We start from the raw sequence: 18,745 nt of genomic DNA on the forward strand, positions 1-18,745 counted from the left end.
ATATCGCGAGAACGCTGGGCGAGGCCGCCCGCGCGGTACGCGGCGACGTGACCTCGGCGGCCGACATGCAGGCGGCGGTGGACGCCGCCGTCGCCCTGGGGGGCGATGCGGGTCTGGCCGGGGTGGTGCACTGCGCCGGGGTGGTCAGCGTGGCCAAGCTGGTCGACCGCGAAGGCAACCCGGCCGACCTCGACGCCTACGCGCGCACGGTGCAGATCAACCTGGTTGGCACCTTCAACGTCATGCGTCTGGCCGCCGCCGCCATGGCGAAAAATGCACCGAGCGAGGACGGCGAGCGCGGGGTGATCGTCAACACGGCCTCCATCGCCGCCTTCGACGGCCAGGTGGGGCAGTGCGCCTACAGCGCCTCCAAGGCCGGGGTGGTGGGCATGAGCCTGCCGGCGGCACGCGAGCTGTCGCGTCATGGCATCCGCGTGATGGCCATTGCCCCCGGGGTGTTCCAGACGCCGATGATGAGCGAGATTCCCGACGAGGCCGCCAAGGCGCTGGCCGCCTCGGTGCCGTTCCCCAAGCGCCTGGGCCATCCCGACGAGTTCGCCCGCCTGGCCGAGCAGATCATCACCAACGCCATGCTCAACGGGGAAGTGATCCGTCTCGACGGCGGCATTCGCATGCAGTGAGCGTTGGTAGCGTTGCCTTGGCAGGCCACTTGCCGGCGCGTTAGCGTAGGTGCACGACAAGCCGTAACAGGAACGCCTGCCATGCCCAGCCAGGAGATCGGCACTGACCTCGAACTCGAGAGTCAGCTCTGTTTCACGCTGTACTCCACTTCGCTGTTGATGACCAAGTTCTACAAGCCTCTGCTCAAGGGGCTTGGCCTCACCTATCCGCAATATCTCGTTCTCCTCACCCTGTGGCAGCAGGATGGCCAGAGCGCCGGAGCCATAAGCCGGCGCCTGATGACCGATACCGGATCGCTGACCCCCGTGTTCAAGCGGCTTGAAGCCGAGGGCCTGCTGCGGCGGGTGCGCAACCGGCGCGATGAACGGGTCGTCGAACTGTTTCTCACCGAGCGGGGCAGGGCGTTACAGGCGCAGGCGCAGGAGATCCCCGGCTGCGTGGTCATGGCCAGCGGTCAGCCCCAGGAAGAGCTGGAGGAGCTGAAGGCACGGCTCGAGGCGCTGCGAGACAGGCTTTACGACGCCATGCCATGAGCCGGGCCTGAATGCCGGCCAAGGTAGAGCGGTCCCCATTCTTGGGGAATTCCTGCCTTTTGTATGGCGCACAAGATATTGGTGCCAATTATTTTTGTGCAATTATTGATGGCGTGGTTGTGAAAGCCCTGAGCTCGTCGCCTGCCACCGTGTCATGCGCCTGGTGCGAGCCGCTGGGAGCCCCATACGCCGCTCATCCCGCGTCATGTCTGAGCGAGTAATAAGAGTGGGAAGAGAAATGGAAGAAAAGATTAAAACGAGCGCTTGACTCGTCGTCTAGAGCGAGCTAGTTTCAAACACATGTTTGAAAGCGGTCGATGCCGTTTTCCCACGCCCGGCTTCAGGCGACCTTTCGTCGACCTTTCTGGAGAGTAGAGATGCCCGATTATCAGGCCCCCCTGCGTGACCTTCGTTTCGTGATGGACGAAATGCTGGACTATCCCGCTCATTACGCTCGTCTGCCGGGCGGTGAAGAGGCCACGCCTGATGTCGTGGCCGCCATTCTCGAAGAGGGCGCTCGCTTCGCCCGCGAGGTGCTGCTGCCGCTGAACCAGAGCGGTGATCAGGAGGGCTGTCTGCTCGAGGGCGGTGAGGTCAAGGCGCCGAAGGGCTTCAAGGAGGCCTATCAGCAGTATGTCGAAGGCGGCTGGCCGAGCCTGGCGGCGGAGCCCGCCCATGGCGGCCAGGGCTTGCCGCACTCGCTGGCCATGGTGCTCTCCGAGATGATCTGCGCCACCAACCTGGCCTGGGGCATGTATCCCGGCCTGTCTCACGGTGCTGCCGACGCGCTGCGCCATCATGGTACCGAGGAGCAGCAGGCCACCTACCTCACCAAGCTGGTGGAGGGCGTGTGGACCGGCACCATGTGTCTGACCGAGCCGCACTGCGGCACCGACCTGGGCCTGATCAAGACCCGCGCCGTGCCCACTGCCGACGGCGCCTACGAGATCACCGGTACCAAGATCTTCATCTCCGCCGGTGAGCACGACCTGGCCGAGAATATCGTCCATCTGGTGCTGGCCAAGCTGCCGGATGCCCCCGAGGGCTCCAAGGGCATCTCGCTGTTCGTGGTGCCCAAGTTCATGCCCGACGCCGGAGGCAATCCCGGCGAGCGCAACGGCGTGGCCTGTGGCTCGCTGGAGCACAAGATGGGTATCCACGGCAACGCCACCTGCGTGATGAACTTCGACGCCGCTCGTGGCTTCCTCGTCGGCCCGCCCAACAAGGGGCTGGCCTGCATGTTCACCATGATGAACGCTGCCCGCCTGGGCGTGGGCATCCAGGGCCTGGGCCTGACCGAGGCGAGCTTCCAGAACGCGCTGGCCTATGCCCGCGACCGTTTGCAGATGCGCGCACTCTCCGGTCCGCAGGCGCCCGAGAAGCCCGCCGACCCGATCATCGTGCATCCCGACGTGCGGCGCATGCTGCTGACTCAGAAGGCCTTCGCCGAAGGCGGCCGGATGCTGGTGCTCTACACCGCGCAGATGCTGGATGTCGTCGAGCACGGCCAGGACGCCGCCGAGCGCGAGCGCGCCGAGACCCTGCTCAGCCTGCTGACGCCGATCGTCAAGGCGTTCCTCACCGAGGTGGGCTTCGAAGCCACCAACGAGGGCGTGCAGGTCTTCGGCGGTCACGGTTTCATCCAGGAGTGGGGCATGGAGCAGCTGGTGCGCGACTCCCGCATCACGCGCCTCTATGAAGGCACCACCGGCATCCAGGCCCTCGACCTACTGGGTCGCAAGGTGCTGATGAGCCAGGGCGAGAGCCTCAAGGTCTTCACCAAGGAGATTCACAAGTTCTGCAAAGGCGAAGAGGGCAACGCCGACATGGCCGAGTTCGTCGCGCCGCTGGCCAAGCTCAACGCCGAGTGGGGCGAGCTGACCATGGGCATCGGCATGAAAGCGATGAACGACCGTGAGGAAGTCGGTGCGGCCAGCGTCGACTACCTGATGTACTCCGGCTACGTGACGCTTGCCTACCTCTTCGCCCGTGCCGCCAAGCAGGCTCAGCAAGCCATGGCGGGAGGCAGCGACGAAGCGGCCTTCTACCAGGCCAAGGTCAAGACCGCGCGCTTCTACTTCCAGCGCCTGTTGCCGCGCACCCGCGCCCACGCCCAGTGCATTCAGGCCGGCGCCGAGCCGCTGATGGCACTGTCGGCGGAGGAGTTCGGTCTCGGCTTCGAGATCTGATCGTTACCAGGCATCTCTCTCGGTCAGTGCGACTGATCGGTGTTTCGCGGCGGGCCTTGCCCGCCGCTTTTTTATTGTCGGCCCGACAAACTATCGATCGCACAGCGTGGCCAGCGGTATCTCGCGAGCGACTTCGAGCCCCGAGGGAAGCTCGGCGGTGGGGTCATGAAGCCAGGCTGCGATATCTCGCTCGGTGCGCTGGCGCTGGCTGTAACGGGTGAGCATATGGTAGCCACCGGGATAGAACGCCAGGCGTATCGCCTCATCCTGCGGCAAGCGCTCCAGCAGGGCGCAGTAGGCTTCGGTAGGAATAACCTGATCCTCGTCGCCGTAGAGGATCAGAGCCGGTGAGGGCAGCTTGCTCGACGCTTCGAGAGCCAGCCCCATGGTATTGGTCAGGCCTGCCAGGGTGTCGACTCGTGCGCTGCGCAGAATCAAGGGGTCGCCGGCGAGCTGGCGCTTGATCTCGTCGTCGTCGGTGGGCTCGATGCCCAGGCGCCGGGTGGTGCGGATCGAAAAAGTGGTTTGGGGCATCAGACGCACGCCGAGCCAGAGCCCGGCGCGCTGGTACCAGGGCATGGTTTCCGTACCCCACACGGCGGGGGCGATCAGTACGCTGCCGTCCACGGGCGGCGGTGTATCGGCGGTCATGGCAAGCAACGTGATTGCGGCCCCCATGCTCTTGCCGATCACATAGAGCGGGGTTTCGGGATGGCGCTCACGTAGCAGCTTCGTCAGCATGATGACGTCGTCGCGCAGGCGCTCGTGACCGGCCCAAATGCGGCGCTGATCGGTAGTGCCGAAGCCACGCTGGTCGTGGGCATAGACCTCGATGCCGTGCGGGGCCAGAGCCTGAGCCATGACGTCGAAGCTGCCGGCGTGATCGTTGAAACCGTGTACTGCCAGCACGACCACCTCGGTTTCGTCCTCGGCCGGCCAGTGGCGCAGCGGCAAGCGGTAGCCGTCGTCGGCAGTCACCTGGTAGGAGGTCAATTGGGGCACGCTGGCGGCCGGTCCCGGTGTTTGCAGTACCGGCCCGGCGCAGCCGGCCAGCAGGGCGATCAGAGCCAGCAATCCACCGATATTCCAGCCGTGCCTGTTCATGTCGGCTCAGGCCCGTGACATTTCGGGATAGCTCAGGGTGGTACGCAGCCGCTCGGCGTTGTTCCTCACCCAGGCTGGGTCGATAGGTCCCCAGTCGACGATTTCGTAGCCACCGCTATTGTGACGTTCGCCCGGTGTCGGCCGGAATTCGCAGCGGATGTCCAGCTCCTCCAGGGCCTTGAGGGTGTCTTGGGCGGTGCGGCGGGGCATGCCGGTGGCATTGACGATGGCCGGTATGCTGCTGATGCCGCACTCGATCAAGTGGGCCAGGTACAGGCGGCGATAGAAGCTGGATTGGGTCTTGCTGAGGGTCATGGTTACCTGCGGATGAAGAGGTGGGTCTGGCAATATCTACTCGCCCTAGCATAGCGCCGGGACACGAGATTCCACCAGCCGGCTGCGGGATGTCATCCTCTGCTTCATCTCCTACATTGAAAGGCATGAAATGCTTTCGCCGCAGCTTGGAGCGGCGTATGACCAGGGAGGAACGTGATGACAGTCCAACAGGTAAGCGAGGCGGAGCTGTTGTCCCAGGTGGGACGCTGCATGTTCGGTGAACGAGTGGTAGTCGAGCGCGAGGGCAAACGTTTTTCAGCGCGGATTCAGCATGTGGGCGCCACCGGGGTCAAGGTGGTGCCTGAGACCACGCTGATGGAGCACGATGGGGCACCGGGTGACATCAACGGCGTTACCGTCGCCTATGCCGACATCCAGGAGGTCGAAGTCGACGGCATTACCTATCGATTGTCATGAAGAAGCTGTCGCTAGGGCGACTCGTCACCGTGCTTGGCATGGGAGGCGAGTCGCTCGAGGGCTCGCTTGAGGCGCGGGTCCTCCACGTCGGCAGCGCAGGCGGAGATCTCGTCGGCAGCCGGGGCGGGCAGCTGCCTGACCTGGCGCGGCGGTACCTTGAGCGGCCTTACGGGGCGTACCTTGAGACTGAAGCCCGTGACGGCGGCAAACTCCGGCAAGCGGTGCAGCAGCTCGAGCAGGCGTGCTTGTTCGTAGCGCAGCCAGGTCAGCCATACGGCGCGGTCGGTCAGTAGCGTGAGCTTGCCGTCGCGATAGCCGCCGACGAAGACGTGCTCGCGCACCTCTTCCGGCAAGTTTTCACGTAGGTGCTGCTGGGCCTTGCCGATTAGGCGTGCCGTGCGCATCAGCGGTGCCAACTCGCCGTTACCACCGAGCAGGCGCGACATGGGCTGTGCTCGTGAGCGCTTAACCTTTATACTCATGTGCTTGTTTCTCATCGTACCAACACGGCAAGCCTAGCACGCTCGGAGATCAGCGACAGCATGACCGCCGCCCAGCCACAGGATCGTAGCGTCGCCAGCCTATCGGCTGCGACGACACGCTGTCGACAGCGTTCGCGCTGGTGGCTTGCCGGCCTGCTGGTCAGCTGTCTGTTGCCGGCCGGCTTGACCCAGGCGGAAACCCTGCGCCTGGCCGAGCGGGTCGTGCAGACCTGCATTCTCGCACCGACGCTGATGCGCGCCCGCTGCCGCTATGTGGCGCGTCGGCGTGCGCTGCCGCACTGGCCGCGGCGCCGGCCGGTGGTGCAGGTCAGGAAGGCCGTCGCACCACCAAGGGCGCTGCCGCAGCGCCGCTGGGCGGCCGACCACGACGTGCTCACGCGGCGTGGCCCACCTCTTGCGTATCGCATTCACCAAGCCAACTCTTCCTGCCGCTGACCGCAGTCCCTCGATGGGTGCTCGGGTCATCGGCTGAACGCGACACGCAGATTGGACATTCCATGATCAATACTCTTTTACGCAAGGTCGTCGGCTCCAAGAACGACCGTGAAGTCAAGCGCATGCAGCGCCAGGTCCAGCAGGTCAACGCCCTGGAGCCGCAGTACGAAGCCCTCGACGATGCCGCGCTCCAGGCGCGTACCGAGGAGTTCCGCGCCCGCCTGGCCAACGGCGAGAGCCTCGACACCCTGCTGCCTGAAGCCTTCGCCACCGTACGCGAGGCCAGTAAGCGGGTGATGAACATGCGTCACTTCGACGTGCAGATGGTCGGCGGCATGACCCTGCACCGCGGCCGCATCGCCGAGATGAAGACCGGCGAGGGCAAGACGCTGGTGGCCACCCTGGCGGTCTATCTCAACGCCCTGCCGGGCGAGGGCGTGCACGTGGTGACCGTCAACGACTACCTGGCGCGTCGCGACGCCGAGTGGATGCGCCCGCTGTACGAATTCCTGGGCCTCTCGGTGGGCATCATCTTCGCCGGACAGACCTCCGAGGAGAAGCGCGCCGCCTACGCCTGCGACATCACCTACGGCACCAACAACGAGTACGGCTTCGATTACCTGCGCGACAACATGGCCTTCTCGCTGGAGGACAAGGTCCAGCGCGGGCTGAGCTTCGCCATCATCGACGAGGTCGACTCCATCCTCATCGACGAGGCGCGTACGCCGCTGATCATCTCCGGCGCCGTGGACGAGAACACCGAGCTCTACAAGGTGGTCGACCGCCTGGCGGCCCAGTTGGAGAGGGGCGAGGTCTCCGAAGATGCCGACGCCCCCATCGAAGGCGACTTCGTGCTCGAGGAGAAGCAGAAGCAGGTCGAGATCACCGAGGCGGGGCACAACAAGGTGGAAGAGCTGATGCGCGCCGAGGGGCTGCTGGGCGCCGACGATTCGCTCTACGCCGCCCAGAACCTCAACCTGCTGCATCACATGCATTCGGCGCTGCGTGCGCGCCATCTCTATCACCGTGACGTCGACTACATCGTCGCCAACAACCAGGTGGTGATCGTCGACGAGCACACCGGCCGTACCATGCCCGGTCGCCGCTGGTCCGAGGGTCTGCATCAGGCGGTGGAGGCCAAGGAAGGGGTGCCGGTGCAGCGCGAGAGCCAGACCCTGGCCTCGACCACCTTCCAGAACTACTTCCGCCTTTACGACAAACTGGCCGGCATGACCGGTACCGCCGATACCGAGGCCTTCGAGTTCCGCCAGATCTACGGCCTGGACGTCATCGTGATCCCGACCAACCGCCCGCTGGTGCGTCGCGATCTCAACGATCTCGTCTACCTCACGGGTGAAGAGAAGTACGAGGCGATCATCAACGACGTCAAGGCCGAGACCGAGGCCGGGCGCCCGGTGCTGGTGGGTACCGCCTCCATCGAGACCTCCGAGTACCTCGCCGGGCTGATGAAACAGGCCGGACTCAACTTCAACGTGCTCAACGCCAAGCAGCACCAGAGCGAAGCCGAGATCATCGCCCAGGCGGGGCGTCCGGGTGCCATTACCATCGCCACCAACATGGCCGGTCGCGGTACCGATATCGTGCTGGGCGGTAACTGGGAGGCCGAGGCAGCCAAGCTCGAGAATCCCAGCGAGGAGCAGATCGCGCAGCTGCGCGAGGAGTGGCGGGTGCGCCACCAGGCGGTGCTGGAGGCCGGCGGCCTGCACGTGATCGGCTCCGAGCGTCACGAGTCGCGGCGTATCGACAACCAGCTGCGCGGCCGTGCCGGCCGTCAGGGCGACCCAGGTTCGACGCGTTTCTTCCTCTCCATGGAAGACAGCCTGATGCGTCTGTTCGGCTCCGACCGCGTACAGCGCATGATGAAGGCGCTGGGGCTGGAGCGCGGCGAGGCCATCGAGCACAAGATGGTCACCAACGCCGTGGAGCGGGCCCAGAAGAAGGTCGAGAGCCGCAACTTCGACATCCGCAAGCAACTGCTCGAGTACGACGACGTGGCCAACGATCAGCGCCGCGTGATCTACGAGCAGCGCAACGAGATCCTGGCCGCCGAGGATGTCTCTCAGAACGTGCTGGGCATCCGTGACGAAGTGCTGGATCTGGCCGTCAGCGAGTTCGTGCCGCCCCAGAGCCTGCCGGAGCAGTGGGACCTGGCCGGGCTCCAAGAGCATCTGAAGACCGAGTTCAATCTCGAGGCACCGGTGGTCGAGTGGTCCGCAGCCGATGAGCGCTTCCACGAGGAGCAGCTGCGCGAGCGTCTGCACGAGATGCACCGCAAGGCCTATCAGGAGAAGATCGACATCGCCGGCGAGGAGCTCATCCGTCGCTTCGAGAAGCAGATCATGCTGCAGGTGCTCGACACGCGCTGGAAGGAACATCTGCAGTCGATGGACCATCTGCGTCGCGGTATCCATCTGCGCGGCTATGCTCAGAAGAATCCCAAGCAGGAGTACAAGCGCGAGTCGTTCGAGCTGTTCCAGACCCTGCTGACCAACATCAAGTCTGATATCACACGTATCACCAGCCACGTGCAGGTGCGCCGGCCGGAAGAAGTCGACGAACTCGAGCGTCAGCGGCGTGAGGCGCTGGAGCGGGAGAAGGCCGCTGCTGCCAGCCGTCACGATGCCCCCGAACTCGACGGCGAGGAGCAGGCGGGTGCCGCGACCGCTCCGGCGGGCGATGGACGTCCGGTACGCCGCGAGGGGCCCAAGGTGGGGCGTAACGACCCCTGTCCCTGTGGCTCGGGCAAGAAGTACAAGCAGTGCTGCGGCCAGTTGAGCTGATTGCGGAGCCCGCGCGCGCAGCGTATGCCGTAACTGCTCCAACCAACTGAGGAGTCACCATTTCATGGCAGTGGGTGAGACACGTTTTCCGGCCATGCCGGTCATTGAAGGGCTGCGCCTGGGTACCGCCATGGCTGGTATCAAGAAGCCTGGGCGGCGTGACCTGGTGGTGATCGAGATTCCCGAGGGCGCCAAGGTGGCGGGCAGTTTCACCCTCAATGCCTTCTGTGCCGCCCCGGTGACGGTGGCCAAGCAGCACCTGGCCGAGTGCCAGGCCCGCGGCGAGGGGGCACGTCTGCTGGTGATCAATACCGGCAATGCCAATGCCGGTACCGGCGAGACCGGCTTGCGCGATGCCAGGACGACCTGCGCCGAGCTCGCCCGGCTCGCCGGGGTGCCGGCCGAGAGCGTGCTGCCGTTCTCCACCGGGGTGATCGGCGAGCCGCTGCCCATGGAGCGGCTGCTGGCCGGCTTGCCCCAGGCGCTGGAGTCGCTGAGTGCGGATGCCGGGGCCTGGCAGCAGGCCGGTGAAGGTATCCTGACCACCGATACGCGAGCCAAGGGCGCCAGCGTGACCCTGGAGATGGGCGAGCGCACGGTCACCATCAACGGCATCAGCAAGGGCTCGGGCATGATCAAGCCCAACATGGCGACCATGCTGGCCTTCGTGGCGACCGATGCGAACATCGAGCAGCCCCTGCTCGATACGCTGCTGCGCGAGACGGTGGACCGCTCGTTCAACTGCATCAGCGTGGATGGCGATACCTCCACCAACGATGCCTGCATGCTGATCGCCACAGGGCGCGGCGCCGCGGTGGCCAGCGACGAACAGGTAGCGATCTTCCGCAACGGCCTGCAGCGGGTCATGACCGAGTTGGCACAGGCCATCGTCCGCGATGGCGAGGGCGCGACCAAGTTCGTCACCCTGCAGGTGCAGGAGGCGGCTACGCGTGAAGAGGCGCTGGACGTGGCCTTCACCGTGGCGCACTCGCCGCTGGTGAAGACGGCACTGTTCGCCTCGGACGCCAACTGGGGGCGTATCCTGGCGGCAGTGGGGCGGGCGCCGCTGCACGATTTCGACGTCGGCCGGGTGACCATCGACCTCGGCGACGTGCGCCTGGTGGAGCAGGGCGGGCGTGCCGCCGGCTACACCGAGGAGGACGGCAGCCGGGTGATGGGCGAAGAGGAAATCGTGATTCGCATTGCGTTGGGGCGGGGCGATGAGGGAGCCACCGTGTGGACCACCGACCTGTCTCACGACTACGTCAGTATCAACGCCGACTATCGCAGCTAGACCAGTCTGTGGCGAGGCAAGAACGATACCCGCGCCGAACGTTCGGTGCGGGACAAGCGGGTAGGAGTCAATGAACGTAATGGTGAAGAGAAGGGTGCACGTGGCGGCTGCCGCCATCATCAGCAGCGATGGTGAGAAGGCGCTCATCGCTCGTCGCCCCTCCAACGTCGATCACGGCGGGTTGTGGGAATTCCCTGGGGGCAAGCTGGCGCCTTACGAGACCGGCCTGGAGGGGCTCAAACGCGAACTCCACGAGGAGCTCGGGGTGGAAATCAAGCGTGCCCAGCCGCTGATTCGCATCCACCACGAGTATCCGGACAAGCACATCCTGCTCGACGTCTGGCAGGTACACGAGTTCAGCGGTGAGCCGTTCGGTCGTGAAGGCCAGGCGATACGCTGGGTGCCGCTCGATGAGCTGGTCAACTATCCGTTTCCGGCGGCCAACCTGCCGATCCTGCAGGCGGTGATGCTGCCCACCGAGTACCTGATCACCGCCGAGGAGGCCGATGAGACGCTCTTCGATGCCTGTCTCGAGCGTGCCTTGGTGGAGGATGGCGTACGGTTGGTGCAACTGCGCGCCAAGACGCTGGACGAAGCGGCTTATCTGGCTCGCGCCGAGCGTGCCCTGGCGCTGTGCCGTCGCCACGGCGCTCGCCTGCTGCTCAATGCCGATCCGGCTCTGCTGGACAGGGTGGAAGCCGACGGCGTGCATCTCACCAGCGAGCGGCTGATGAATCTCGAGCGTCGTCCCATCGCCGAGGACAAGTGGCTGGCGGCCTCTACCCACGATCGCAAGCAGCTCGGCCAGGCGGCCCGTATCGGCTGCGACTTCGTCACGCTTTCGCCGCTGCGTACCACGCCGTCGCATCCTGAGGTGGCGCCGATGGGCTGGCACGACTTCCAGCAGATGGTGGAGCGTGCCGCCATGCCGGTGTTCGCTCTGGGCGGGATGACCCGCTTCGATGCCAACCACGCCCGCGCCGTGGGTGCCCAGGGCATCGCCTCGATCCGCGACTTCTGGAAAGCGCCGGACGCCTGAACCCGGCGGTAAACGAAAAACCCACCGCATGCTTTGGCAGCGGTGGGTTTTTCTTTATCAGTCGTACCTGATAAGCCTCTGTGGGCTTTACTCGCGGCTGATCTGGGGGCAAGCAACACACCTCTTCTCCGGCTTACCCCCAGAGCCGCTTATGCTGGTACGTGGCTCACGGCTCCCTTCAATCCCGGTAGCGCCGAGTCAGGTCGCCATAGGCGTCGATGCGGCGGTCGCGCAGGTAGGGCCAGATGCGCCGCACGTCCTCTCCGCGGCTCATGTCGAGCGTGACCAGCATACGCTCGGCCTTGGTGCCGGCGTGGGCCAGCAGCTCGCCCTGAGGGCCGGCGACGAAGCTGCCGCCCCAGAAGTCGATGCCTTCGCCCACGCCGGAGTGGTCCGGTTCGTGGCCGACGCGGTTGGCGACCACCACCGGCAAACCGTTGGCCACCGCGTGGCTACGCTGGATCAGCGTCCAGGCCTCCTTCTGGCGTGCCTTCTCGCCGTCGTCGTCGGAGGGGCTCCAGCCGATCGCGGTGGGGTAGAGCAGCACTTCCGCGCCGGCCAGGGCCATCAGGCGCGCCGCCTCCGGGTACCACTGATCCCAGCACACCAGCAAGCCCAGGCGGCCCACCGAGGTGTCGATGGGCTGGAAGCCCTGCTTGCGGCTGTCGTCCTGATCGCCCGGGGCGAAGTAGAACTTCTCGTAGAAGCCCGGATCGTCGGGGATATGCATCTTGCGGTACACGCCGACTCGACCGCGGTCGCCGTCGTAGACCACGGCGGTGTTGTGGTAGAGGCCCGGGGCGCGACGCTCGAACAGCGAGCCCACCAGCACGATGCCGAGCTCTGCCGCCAGTGCTGCCAGGCGCTGGCCGGTGGGGCCGTCCAGCGGCTCGGCCAGGTCGAACAGCTCGGTGGCCTCATACTGGCAGAAATAGTGTGTGGCATGCAGCTCCTGCAGCAGCACCAGCTCGGCGCCAGCGGCAGCCAGCTCGCGCACGCCGGCCTCGCTCTCGGCCAGGCTCTTGCTCTTGTCGGACCAGGCGGGTTGCTGGACCAGGCCGACCTTGAGGGTGCGGGTCATGATGTCTCTCCTTGCTGAGTTGCGACGTTCAGGCTGCCCCGGGGGAGCTGCATGGTCAGGCAGTGCAGGCTGCCGTGCTGACGGATCACGCTCAGGCAGTCGATCGGCACGATGTCGCGGTCGGGGAAGGCGGAGGCCAGGGCGACGAGCGCCCGGCTGTCGGCGGCGTCACCATAGACAGGTACCAGTACCGCGGAGTTCACGATCAGGAAGTTGGCGTAGGTGGCCGGTAGCCGGTGGCCGTCCACCGGGTCGAAGCAGGGGCGTGGCCACGGCAGCGGCACCAGGCGATAGGGCTCGCCATCGCTGCGGCGCAGCGCCTGAAGCTCGGCTTCCATGGCGGCCAGGGCCGGGTAGTGCGGATCGGACTCGTCGTCGCAGCGGACGTAGGCGATGGTGGCCGGGTCGCAGAAACGCGCCAGGGTGTCCACGTGGCTGTCGGTGTCGTCGCCTTCCAGGTGGCCATGCGCCAGCCACAGCACGCGCTCGACGCCGAAATCTGCCATGAGCAGGGCTTCCACCGCCTCGCGGTCGAGCTGCGGATTGCGGTTGGGGTTGAGCAGGCAGGCCTCGGTGGTGAGCAGGGTGCCTTCGCCGTCGGTTTCGATGGCACCGCCTTCGAGCACCACGTCACGGCTTTCCACCGAGCAGGCGTAAGCGCCGAGCTCGGCCAGTTTCCTGGTCAATTGATTGTCGCGTCCGGCCTCGAACTTGCCGCCCCAGCCGGTGAAGACGTAGTCGAGCAATACCGTGCTGCCGTCGCGCTCAATGGCGATGGGGCCGTGGTCCCGCGCCCAGGTGTCGTCGGCCTCGGCCACCGCAAGGTGCAGGCGCGTGGCGTCGACTCCCAGATGGGTGAAGCGCTGGGTCAGGTGAGCGCGGGTGGCGGCATCGGGTACCGCGATCAGCGCGTGCTGATAACGCGTGATAGCGACCACCATGGCTTCCATGGTGGCCTCGATGCGCTCGAGCAGGGGCGCCCAGTCGCTGGTCGGAGTGGGCCAGGTGAGCTGAACGGCATCCTGGGGGTGCCATTCGGGGAGCAGGTGATTGGCCATGAACGAAGCCTCTTGAGTCGCGTCTTAGGGAAGCGCTGCACAAATGCCTACGCGAGCGAATCACTGCGTTGCGCGGTGCGCGGAATCCTCACATATACCCCATATGCTCCGGTTCCTGTGCTCCGTGCGCCTTGTGCTTCATCTCGCTCGTCGATTTGTTCAGTGCTTCCTTAGAACGGGGCCGGATAGCGAGTCGGCGCAATGTAGGCCGGCACCGCCAATGATGCAAGCTTCGGGGAATGATTGCGCAGCCGATGCAGCGCGGCGCAAAAAACCGTACCATGGCCACCTCTGACAAGGAACGCGATGATGCTCGACCGCCTGCCACTGCTGATCGGGTTGCGATATGTGCGCGCCAAGCGCCGCAACCACTTCATATCCTTCATTTCCCTTACCTCCATGCTGGGCCTGATGCTGGGCGTGGCGGTATTGATCCTGGTGCTCTCGGTGATGAACGGCTTCGATCACGAGCTGCGCACCCGTATTCTCGGCATGGTGCCGCACACCAAGATCGAGTCGCGCAGCGGCCTGGTCGAGTGGGAAGCCATGGCCGAACGGCTGATGCAGCGCGAGCGGGTGATCGGTGCCGCACCCTACGTGCAGCAGCAGGGCATGTTCTCGGTGAGTGGGCGCAACGAGGGGGCCATGGTCAACGGTATCCATCCCGAGTGGGAGGATCGCGTCTCGATCATCGGCCGCCACATGCAACGAGGCAGTCTCGACGACCTGCAGCCGGGTGAGTGGAACATCGTGCTCGGCTCATTGCTGGCGCGACACCTCGGTGTCGGCGTGGGCGACCGGGTCACGCTGCTGGTACCGGAGGCCTCGATCACCCCGGCCGGGGTCTTCCCCCGCCTCAAGCGCTTCACCGTGAGCGGAATCTTCAGTGTGGGTGCCGATCTCGACGCCAACCTGGCCTATGCCAACATCGAGGACATGCAGACCCTGGCGCGTCTCGGCGACGCCGTGGGCGGGTTGCGTCTGGAATTGGACGACCTGTTCGTCGCCGCCAGCGAGACCCGTGCCATCATCAATGAGCTGGGCACCGGCTACCGCGGCATCGACTGGACCTTCTCCCACGGCAACCTGTTCCAGGCCATCCAGATGGAGAAGCGCATGATCGCGCTGCTGCTGACAGTGATCATCGCGGTGGCCGCCTTCAACATCGTCTCGACCCTGGTCATGGTGGTGACCGACAAGCACGCGGACATTGCCATCCTGCGTACCATCGGCGCCACGCCACGCTCGATCATGGGGATCTTCGTGGTGCAGGGCATGGCCATCGGCGTGATCGGCATCGCCATCGGCGTGGCGCTCGGGATCCTGCTGGCGCTGACCATCTCCGACCTGATCGGCTGGGTGGAGTCGGCGCTCGGCATCCAGTTCCTCGATGCCGGGGTCTACTTCATCAGCGATCTACCGTCACGTCTGCACTGGGACGACGTACGCAATATCGTGGCCGCCGCCTTCGGCTTGACCTTCCTGTCCACGCTCTATCCGGCATGGCGCGCGTCGCGCGTGCAACCCGCGGAGGTACTGCGCTATGAGTGATTCAGCCATCGTGAACAAAGACGAACTGATCCAGCGCACGGCCAGCGGCAAGGTGATGCTGGCCTGCCGCGACCTGACCCGGATCTACCACGAGGGGCCGCAGGACGTCACCGTGCTCGACTCCCTGTCGCTGGAAGTGCGCGCAGGGGAGCGTGTCGCCGTGGTGGGTAGCTCCGGCTCGGGCAAGACCACGTTGCTCAACCTGTTGGGTGGGCTCGACCGTCCCACCCGCGGCGAGGTGGCCATTGCCGGTGAGTCGCTGCTGGACCTGGGCGAAGCGGCGCTGGGCAAGTTCCGCAATCGCCACATCGGTTTCGTCTACCAGTTCCACCATCTGCTGGCCGAGTTCACTGCCCTGGAAAACGCCGCGCTGCCGCTGATCGTGCGGGGTATGCGCAAGAAGGCGGCCGAGGCACAGGCCCGTGAGCTGCTGGTCAAGGTTGGCATCGAGCACCGTGCCGATCACAAGCCGGGCGAGCTCTCCGGGGGCGAACGTCAGCGGGTGGCCATTGCCCGGGCGCTGGTCACCGACCCAAGCCTGGTGTTGATGGACGAGCCCACCGGCAACCTGGATCAGGCCACGGCGGCCAGCATCCTGGCGTTGATGGACGAGCTGGCGCGGACCACCGAATGCGCTTTCGTCGTGGTGACCCACGATACGTCGCTTGCTGCCCATCAGGACCGCGTCATGAAGCTCGACGGCGGGCGTCTGACCGAGCAGCACTGAGCGCTACCGATTCTGCCGGCAGCCCTTTCGAGCCCCCGTTCAACGGGGGCTCAGTCCTCCATTTCCATACGCCGCAGGCGGCGACGCATGGCACGCTGCTTCCAACTGCGCGAGATGTGCCAGCGCCAAACCAGGCGCACCAGCAGGTTACCCAGAATCGCGAACACGATGGCCGATACCACCGAGCCGAGCGCCAGGGCGGGCAGGATGTCGGCCATGCGTGAGGCGATCCAGTGGGTCGACAGGCGGGCAGGGGCTTCGCGCACGGGGGTATCCATCAGCCAGGCGCCGATACGGTAGTTGCCGTAGAAGATCAGCGGCATGGTCAGGGGGTTGGTGATCCAGACCAGGCCGACCGAGAGAGGCAGATTGCAGCGCAGCACCCAGGCGCCGAAGGCGGCCACCACCATCTGGAAGGGGATCGGCAGCATGGCGCTGAACAGCCCGACCGAGAAGGCATTGGCCACGGTACGGCGCGACAGCACCCAAAGCCCGGGGTCGCCGATCATGCGGCTCATGAAGCGCAGCGAGCGCTGGCGCCTGAGCGTGTCGGGGTTGGGCATGTAGCGCTGCAGGAATCGGCGCGGCATGTCGGGTTGGCTCGCTGCTTCGGGACCCGGGTATTATCCATGGATGGGGCGTGGCCCGCCATGCTGGGCGCAACAATAAGATGATGCCGGGCGATGAGCCGGGTCAGGGATCGGGGGAGACAAGGAGCGTGCGAATTGGCATGGCGATGCCGCTGGCGCTGGCGGCACTGGTGGGGGTCGGTCTGGGAAACCTGGCGCCGCCCGGGCTGTTCGAGGCCTGGGCGTTGTGCCTGCTGTGGCTGGCGGGGCGTGGACACTGGCGCACCGTGATGCTGGGCGGGCTCGTTGCCGTCACGGCCAGTCAGATTCTGCTGGCCAGGGGCGCCGTGCTGCCGGATGGATTGCTGCGTGAAGACCTGCTGGTGGAAGGGCGCATCGAGGCGGTGGAGGATGAAGGTCGACTCAGCCGTTTGATGGTGCGTGTCGACGCCTGCCGCCCGTTGGACCCCGCCCGGCTGCCTTGCGATGCGCTGAAGCGGATACGACTCAGCTTCTATGGAGCGCCGGAAATACACGCCGGGGAGCGTTGGGCGCTGACGGTGCGCCTGAGGCCGCCGGCCGGTTTCGCCAATCCCGGCACCTTCGATTACGGCGCCTGGCTATGGCGTGAGGGCATTCAGGCGACCGGCTATGTGCGCAGCGAGCCTGCCGCTCAGCGTTTGAGGCCGGCACCTGCCTCGCTGCGAGCGCGCGCGCTCGACCATCTCGACGCCCAGGATCTGTCGCCTCAGGCCCGCCGCTGGCTGGCCGCGCTGACGCTGGGAGCCGGCGAGCGGCTCGAGCGTGACGATTGGGATCTGCTCAATGCCAGTGGCACGACCCACCTGGTGGTCATCTCCGGTCTGCATGTGGGATTAGTGGCCGCTTTCGTGCTGCTGGTCGGACGTGGTGTGGCGCGCGTGGTGACGCCCCGCCTTTGGCGCATGGCGGTGTGGCCGTGGTGGCTGGCCGGGGCGGCGGCGGTTGGCTATGCCTGGCTGGCGGGCCTGCAGCCCCCTGCCATGCGCGCCATGATCATGACTCTGCTTGGACTGTGGGTGGCCAGTGGGCGTCATGCGCCGGGGCCCTGGCAGGCCTGGTGGCTGGCATTGGGTGTGATCGTCATGCTGGACCCATTGTCGGTGTGGCGACCGGGGCTGTGGCTCTCCTTCGTTGCCGTGGCGCTGCTGATCCTGATCTGGCAAGGCCGACCGCGACTGCGCGGAATTCGCGGCTGGAGCTGGGCACTGGTACGCACGCAGATGCTCTTGGCGCCGTTGATGGCGGCTGCCGTGCTGATGGCCTTCGCGCGCCTGGCGCCGGCGGCTCCGCTGATCAATCTGGTGGCGGTGCCACTGGTCAGTACGGTGCTGGTGCCGCTAGGACTGTTGGGCTGGCTGCTCGCTCCGGTGCCGCTGCTCGCTACACTGTGCTGGCGTCTTTTCGAATTCACCACGCAAGTGCTGGTGCATGTACTCGAACTGTCGGTGGCGGTGCTTCCACTGTGGTGGCCGCTGGCGGAGTTCGTCTGGCCGCTGGCGCTGATGCTTGGACTGGTGGCACTGCTGTGGGCACTTCCGGGGTTGGCTAACGCGCTGCGTCTGGGGGCGACGCTACTGCTGGTGCCGGCCATGCTGGGGCTCGAGGCGTCAGGGCCCGAGCCCGGCACGCTGCGGGTGAGGGTGCAGGATGTCGGCCAGGGCCAACTGGTCGAACTGCGCAGCGCCAATTACCGTCTGCTGTATGATACCGGGCCGCGCTTCGCTTCGGGCTTCGCACCGCTGAGCGCGCTATGGCCGGCGGGGCAGCGTTTCGACGAGGTAATGGTCAGTCATGACGACCTCGACCATGCCGGTGGCGTTACGGTACTGGCCGAGCAGCATACGGTGGGACGCTTTCTGGCGCCGCCCGGCGAATCGATAGGCGTGCCTTTCGACAGCTGCCTGCGCGGGCAGGCGTGGCAGAGAGACGGCGTCTCCTATCGCGTGCTGTGGCCGCCCGAAGAGACCGCCGAGCTGTCGAGCAACGACCGCTCCTGCGTGCTCGAGGTGACGGCCGGCGAGGACCGTCTGTTGATCACCGGCGATGTGGGCCGCGACGTCGAGCGTCGCTTCCTGCTCGATGTCACGCTTCCGGTCACCCTGCTGGTGGCGGGGCATCATGGCAGTCGCACCAGCTCGGGGCCGCAGTTGGTACAGATGCTCGAACCCGACCACGTCGTCTACAGTGCCGGGCGTCGCAATGCCTTCGGTCACCCCCACGATGAGGTGGTGCGCCGCTTTCGTCGCGCCGGCAGCTGTCAGTGGAGCACGGCACTGGATGGGGCCGTGACCTTCTGGTTGGGCCAACAGCAGGCAGCATCGCCCATCGCCGCCCGTCCATCGCCCTGGCGCCGTGGCGGTGTCGAAGGCAAGTGCCATGCGGTAGAATCGCGCCAATGATCGCGACGCTGGTTGCGTGAAGAGG

17 protein-coding genes are annotated in these 18,745 nt (G+C 65.8%); 11 read left to right on the forward strand and 6 right to left on the reverse strand.

The window, feature by feature from the left end:
* From B8115_RS11385 to B8115_RS11395, 3 genes are all read left to right on the forward strand, one after another.
* Positions 1-641, forward strand: a 641-nt coding sequence (locus B8115_RS11385) for an SDR family NAD(P)-dependent oxidoreductase (protein ID WP_010627923.1), incomplete at its 5' end; no start/stop codon positions are given.
* 81 nt (positions 642-722) lie between these two features.
* Positions 723-1,175: a MarR family winged helix-turn-helix transcriptional regulator gene (locus B8115_RS11390; protein WP_010627924.1), complete on the forward strand. Its 453-nt coding sequence runs from the start codon at positions 723-725 to the stop codon at positions 1,173-1,175.
* A 377-nt stretch (positions 1,176-1,552) separates the two neighbouring features.
* On the forward strand, positions 1,553-3,364 hold the full coding sequence (locus B8115_RS11395) for an acyl-CoA dehydrogenase C-terminal domain-containing protein (protein ID WP_010627925.1): 1,812 nt from the start codon (positions 1,553-1,555) through the stop codon (positions 3,362-3,364).
* Positions 3,365-3,454: 90 nt separating this feature from the next.
* Here B8115_RS11395 and B8115_RS11400 read toward each other — a convergent pair whose 3' ends face one another.
* The gene (locus tag B8115_RS11400; RefSeq protein ID WP_026038059.1) at positions 3,455-4,468 is read right to left on the reverse strand and encodes an alpha/beta fold hydrolase; all 1,014 of its coding nucleotides are present in this window, start codon (positions 4,466-4,468) and stop codon (positions 3,455-3,457) included.
* 6 nt (positions 4,469-4,474) lie between these two features.
* Positions 4,475-4,783 carry a helix-turn-helix domain-containing protein gene (locus B8115_RS11405; protein WP_010627927.1) on the reverse strand — a complete coding sequence of 103 codons (309 nt, stop codon included), beginning with the start codon at positions 4,781-4,783 and terminating at the stop codon, positions 4,475-4,477.
* Positions 4,784-4,960: 177 nt separating this feature from the next.
* Between B8115_RS11405 and B8115_RS11410 the strand changes: the two genes are divergently transcribed.
* The gene (locus B8115_RS11410) at positions 4,961-5,221 is read left to right on the forward strand and encodes a hypothetical protein (protein WP_010627928.1); all 261 of its coding nucleotides are present in this window, start codon (positions 4,961-4,963) and stop codon (positions 5,219-5,221) included.
* An 11-nt stretch (positions 5,222-5,232) separates the two neighbouring features.
* On the opposite strand, the gene B8115_RS11415 is transcribed toward B8115_RS11410, so the two are convergent.
* Complete coding sequence (locus tag B8115_RS11415) at positions 5,233-5,667, reverse strand: DUF721 domain-containing protein (protein ID WP_010627929.1); 435 nt, start codon at positions 5,665-5,667, stop codon at positions 5,233-5,235.
* 96 nt (positions 5,668-5,763) lie between these two features.
* On the opposite strand from B8115_RS11415, the gene B8115_RS11420 reads away from it, so the two are divergent.
* The 4 genes from B8115_RS11420 to B8115_RS11435 all read left to right on the forward strand — a co-directional run bounded on the left by B8115_RS11420 (position 5,764) and on the right by B8115_RS11435 (position 11,293).
* Positions 5,764-6,159: a hypothetical protein gene (locus B8115_RS11420; RefSeq protein WP_010627930.1), complete on the forward strand. Its 396-nt coding sequence runs from the start codon at positions 5,764-5,766 to the stop codon at positions 6,157-6,159.
* A gap of 62 nt (positions 6,160-6,221) precedes the next feature.
* Positions 6,222-8,960: a preprotein translocase subunit SecA gene (secA, locus tag B8115_RS11425; RefSeq protein ID WP_010627931.1), complete on the forward strand. Its 2,739-nt coding sequence runs from the start codon at positions 6,222-6,224 to the stop codon at positions 8,958-8,960.
* A gap of 64 nt (positions 8,961-9,024) precedes the next feature.
* Positions 9,025-10,254 carry a bifunctional glutamate N-acetyltransferase/amino-acid acetyltransferase ArgJ gene (gene argJ, locus B8115_RS11430; RefSeq protein WP_010627932.1) on the forward strand — a complete coding sequence of 410 codons (1,230 nt, stop codon included), beginning with the start codon at positions 9,025-9,027 and terminating at the stop codon, positions 10,252-10,254.
* A 79-nt stretch (positions 10,255-10,333) separates the two neighbouring features.
* Positions 10,334-11,293: a Nudix family hydrolase gene (locus B8115_RS11435; protein WP_010627933.1), complete on the forward strand. Its 960-nt coding sequence runs from the start codon at positions 10,334-10,336 to the stop codon at positions 11,291-11,293.
* Positions 11,294-11,471: 178 nt separating this feature from the next.
* Here B8115_RS11435 and B8115_RS11440 read toward each other — a convergent pair whose 3' ends face one another.
* Together B8115_RS11440 and B8115_RS11445 are read right to left on the reverse strand one after the other, a co-directional pair.
* Positions 11,472-12,374: a carbon-nitrogen hydrolase gene (locus B8115_RS11440; protein ID WP_010627934.1), complete on the reverse strand. Its 903-nt coding sequence runs from the start codon at positions 12,372-12,374 to the stop codon at positions 11,472-11,474.
* Positions 12,371-13,432, reverse strand: a complete 1,062-nt coding sequence (locus B8115_RS11445; RefSeq protein WP_010627935.1) for an agmatine/peptidylarginine deiminase — start codon at positions 13,430-13,432, stop codon at positions 12,371-12,373. The genes B8115_RS11440 and B8115_RS11445 overlap by 4 nt, the downstream gene beginning before the upstream one ends.
* 309 nt (positions 13,433-13,741) lie before the next feature.
* On the opposite strand from B8115_RS11445, the gene B8115_RS11450 reads away from it, so the two are divergent.
* Positions 13,742-14,983 carry a lipoprotein-releasing ABC transporter permease subunit gene (locus B8115_RS11450; protein ID WP_026038060.1) on the forward strand — a complete coding sequence of 414 codons (1,242 nt, stop codon included), beginning with the start codon at positions 13,742-13,744 and terminating at the stop codon, positions 14,981-14,983.
* Positions 14,976-15,710, forward strand: a complete 735-nt coding sequence (locus B8115_RS11455; RefSeq protein ID WP_010627937.1) for an ABC transporter ATP-binding protein — start codon at positions 14,976-14,978, stop codon at positions 15,708-15,710. Before B8115_RS11450 ends, B8115_RS11455 begins: the two co-directional genes overlap by 8 nt.
* Before the next feature lie 50 nt (positions 15,711-15,760).
* Here the strand turns inward: B8115_RS11455 and B8115_RS11460 are convergent, their stop codons facing one another.
* A complete protein-coding gene (locus B8115_RS11460; RefSeq protein WP_010627938.1) occupies positions 15,761-16,300 on the reverse strand; it encodes a DUF2062 domain-containing protein in 540 nt (179 codons plus the stop codon).
* A gap of 140 nt (positions 16,301-16,440) precedes the next feature.
* On the opposite strand from B8115_RS11460, the gene B8115_RS11465 reads away from it, so the two are divergent.
* Positions 16,441-18,720: a DNA internalization-related competence protein ComEC/Rec2 gene (locus B8115_RS11465; RefSeq protein WP_010627939.1), complete on the forward strand. Its 2,280-nt coding sequence runs from the start codon at positions 16,441-16,443 to the stop codon at positions 18,718-18,720.
* The last annotated feature ends 25 nt before the right edge of the window (positions 18,721-18,745 follow it).

Source organism: Halomonas sp. KM-1 (assembly GCF_000246875.1).
Lineage (GTDB): Bacteria > Pseudomonadota > Gammaproteobacteria > Pseudomonadales > Halomonadaceae > Halomonas > Halomonas aerodenitrificans.

Bases quoted from the DNA above. Each gene is read 5' to 3' on its own strand.
- B8115_RS11420 (WP_010627930.1), top strand. From the start codon at position 5,764: ATGACCGCCGCCCAGCCACAGGATCGTAGCGTCGCCAGCCTATCGGCT.
- B8115_RS11445 (WP_010627935.1), bottom strand. From the start codon at position 13,432: ATGGCCAATCACCTGCTCCCCGAATGGCACCCCCAGGATGCCGTTCAG.
- B8115_RS11405 (WP_010627927.1), bottom strand. From the start codon at position 4,783: ATGACCCTCAGCAAGACCCAATCCAGCTTCTATCGCCGCCTGTACCTG.
- secA (WP_010627931.1), top strand. From the start codon at position 6,222: ATGATCAATACTCTTTTACGCAAGGTCGTCGGCTCCAAGAACGACCGT.
- B8115_RS11400 (WP_026038059.1), bottom strand. From the start codon at position 4,468: ATGAACAGGCACGGCTGGAATATCGGTGGATTGCTGGCTCTGATCGCC.
- B8115_RS11455 (WP_010627937.1), top strand. From the start codon at position 14,976: ATGAGTGATTCAGCCATCGTGAACAAAGACGAACTGATCCAGCGCACG.
- B8115_RS11390 (WP_010627924.1), top strand. From the start codon at position 723: ATGCCCAGCCAGGAGATCGGCACTGACCTCGAACTCGAGAGTCAGCTC.
- argJ (WP_010627932.1), top strand. From the start codon at position 9,025: ATGGCAGTGGGTGAGACACGTTTTCCGGCCATGCCGGTCATTGAAGGG.
- B8115_RS11450 (WP_026038060.1), top strand. From the start codon at position 13,742: ATGCTCGACCGCCTGCCACTGCTGATCGGGTTGCGATATGTGCGCGCC.
- B8115_RS11395 (WP_010627925.1), top strand. From the start codon at position 1,553: ATGCCCGATTATCAGGCCCCCCTGCGTGACCTTCGTTTCGTGATGGAC.
- B8115_RS11435 (WP_010627933.1), top strand. From the start codon at position 10,334: ATGGTGAAGAGAAGGGTGCACGTGGCGGCTGCCGCCATCATCAGCAGC.
- B8115_RS11440 (WP_010627934.1), bottom strand. From the start codon at position 12,374: ATGACCCGCACCCTCAAGGTCGGCCTGGTCCAGCAACCCGCCTGGTCC.
- B8115_RS11410 (WP_010627928.1), top strand. From the start codon at position 4,961: ATGACAGTCCAACAGGTAAGCGAGGCGGAGCTGTTGTCCCAGGTGGGA.
- B8115_RS11465 (WP_010627939.1), top strand. From the start codon at position 16,441: ATGGCGATGCCGCTGGCGCTGGCGGCACTGGTGGGGGTCGGTCTGGGA.
- B8115_RS11460 (WP_010627938.1), bottom strand. From the start codon at position 16,300: ATGCCGCGCCGATTCCTGCAGCGCTACATGCCCAACCCCGACACGCTC.
- B8115_RS11415 (WP_010627929.1), bottom strand. From the start codon at position 5,667: ATGTCGCGCCTGCTCGGTGGTAACGGCGAGTTGGCACCGCTGATGCGC.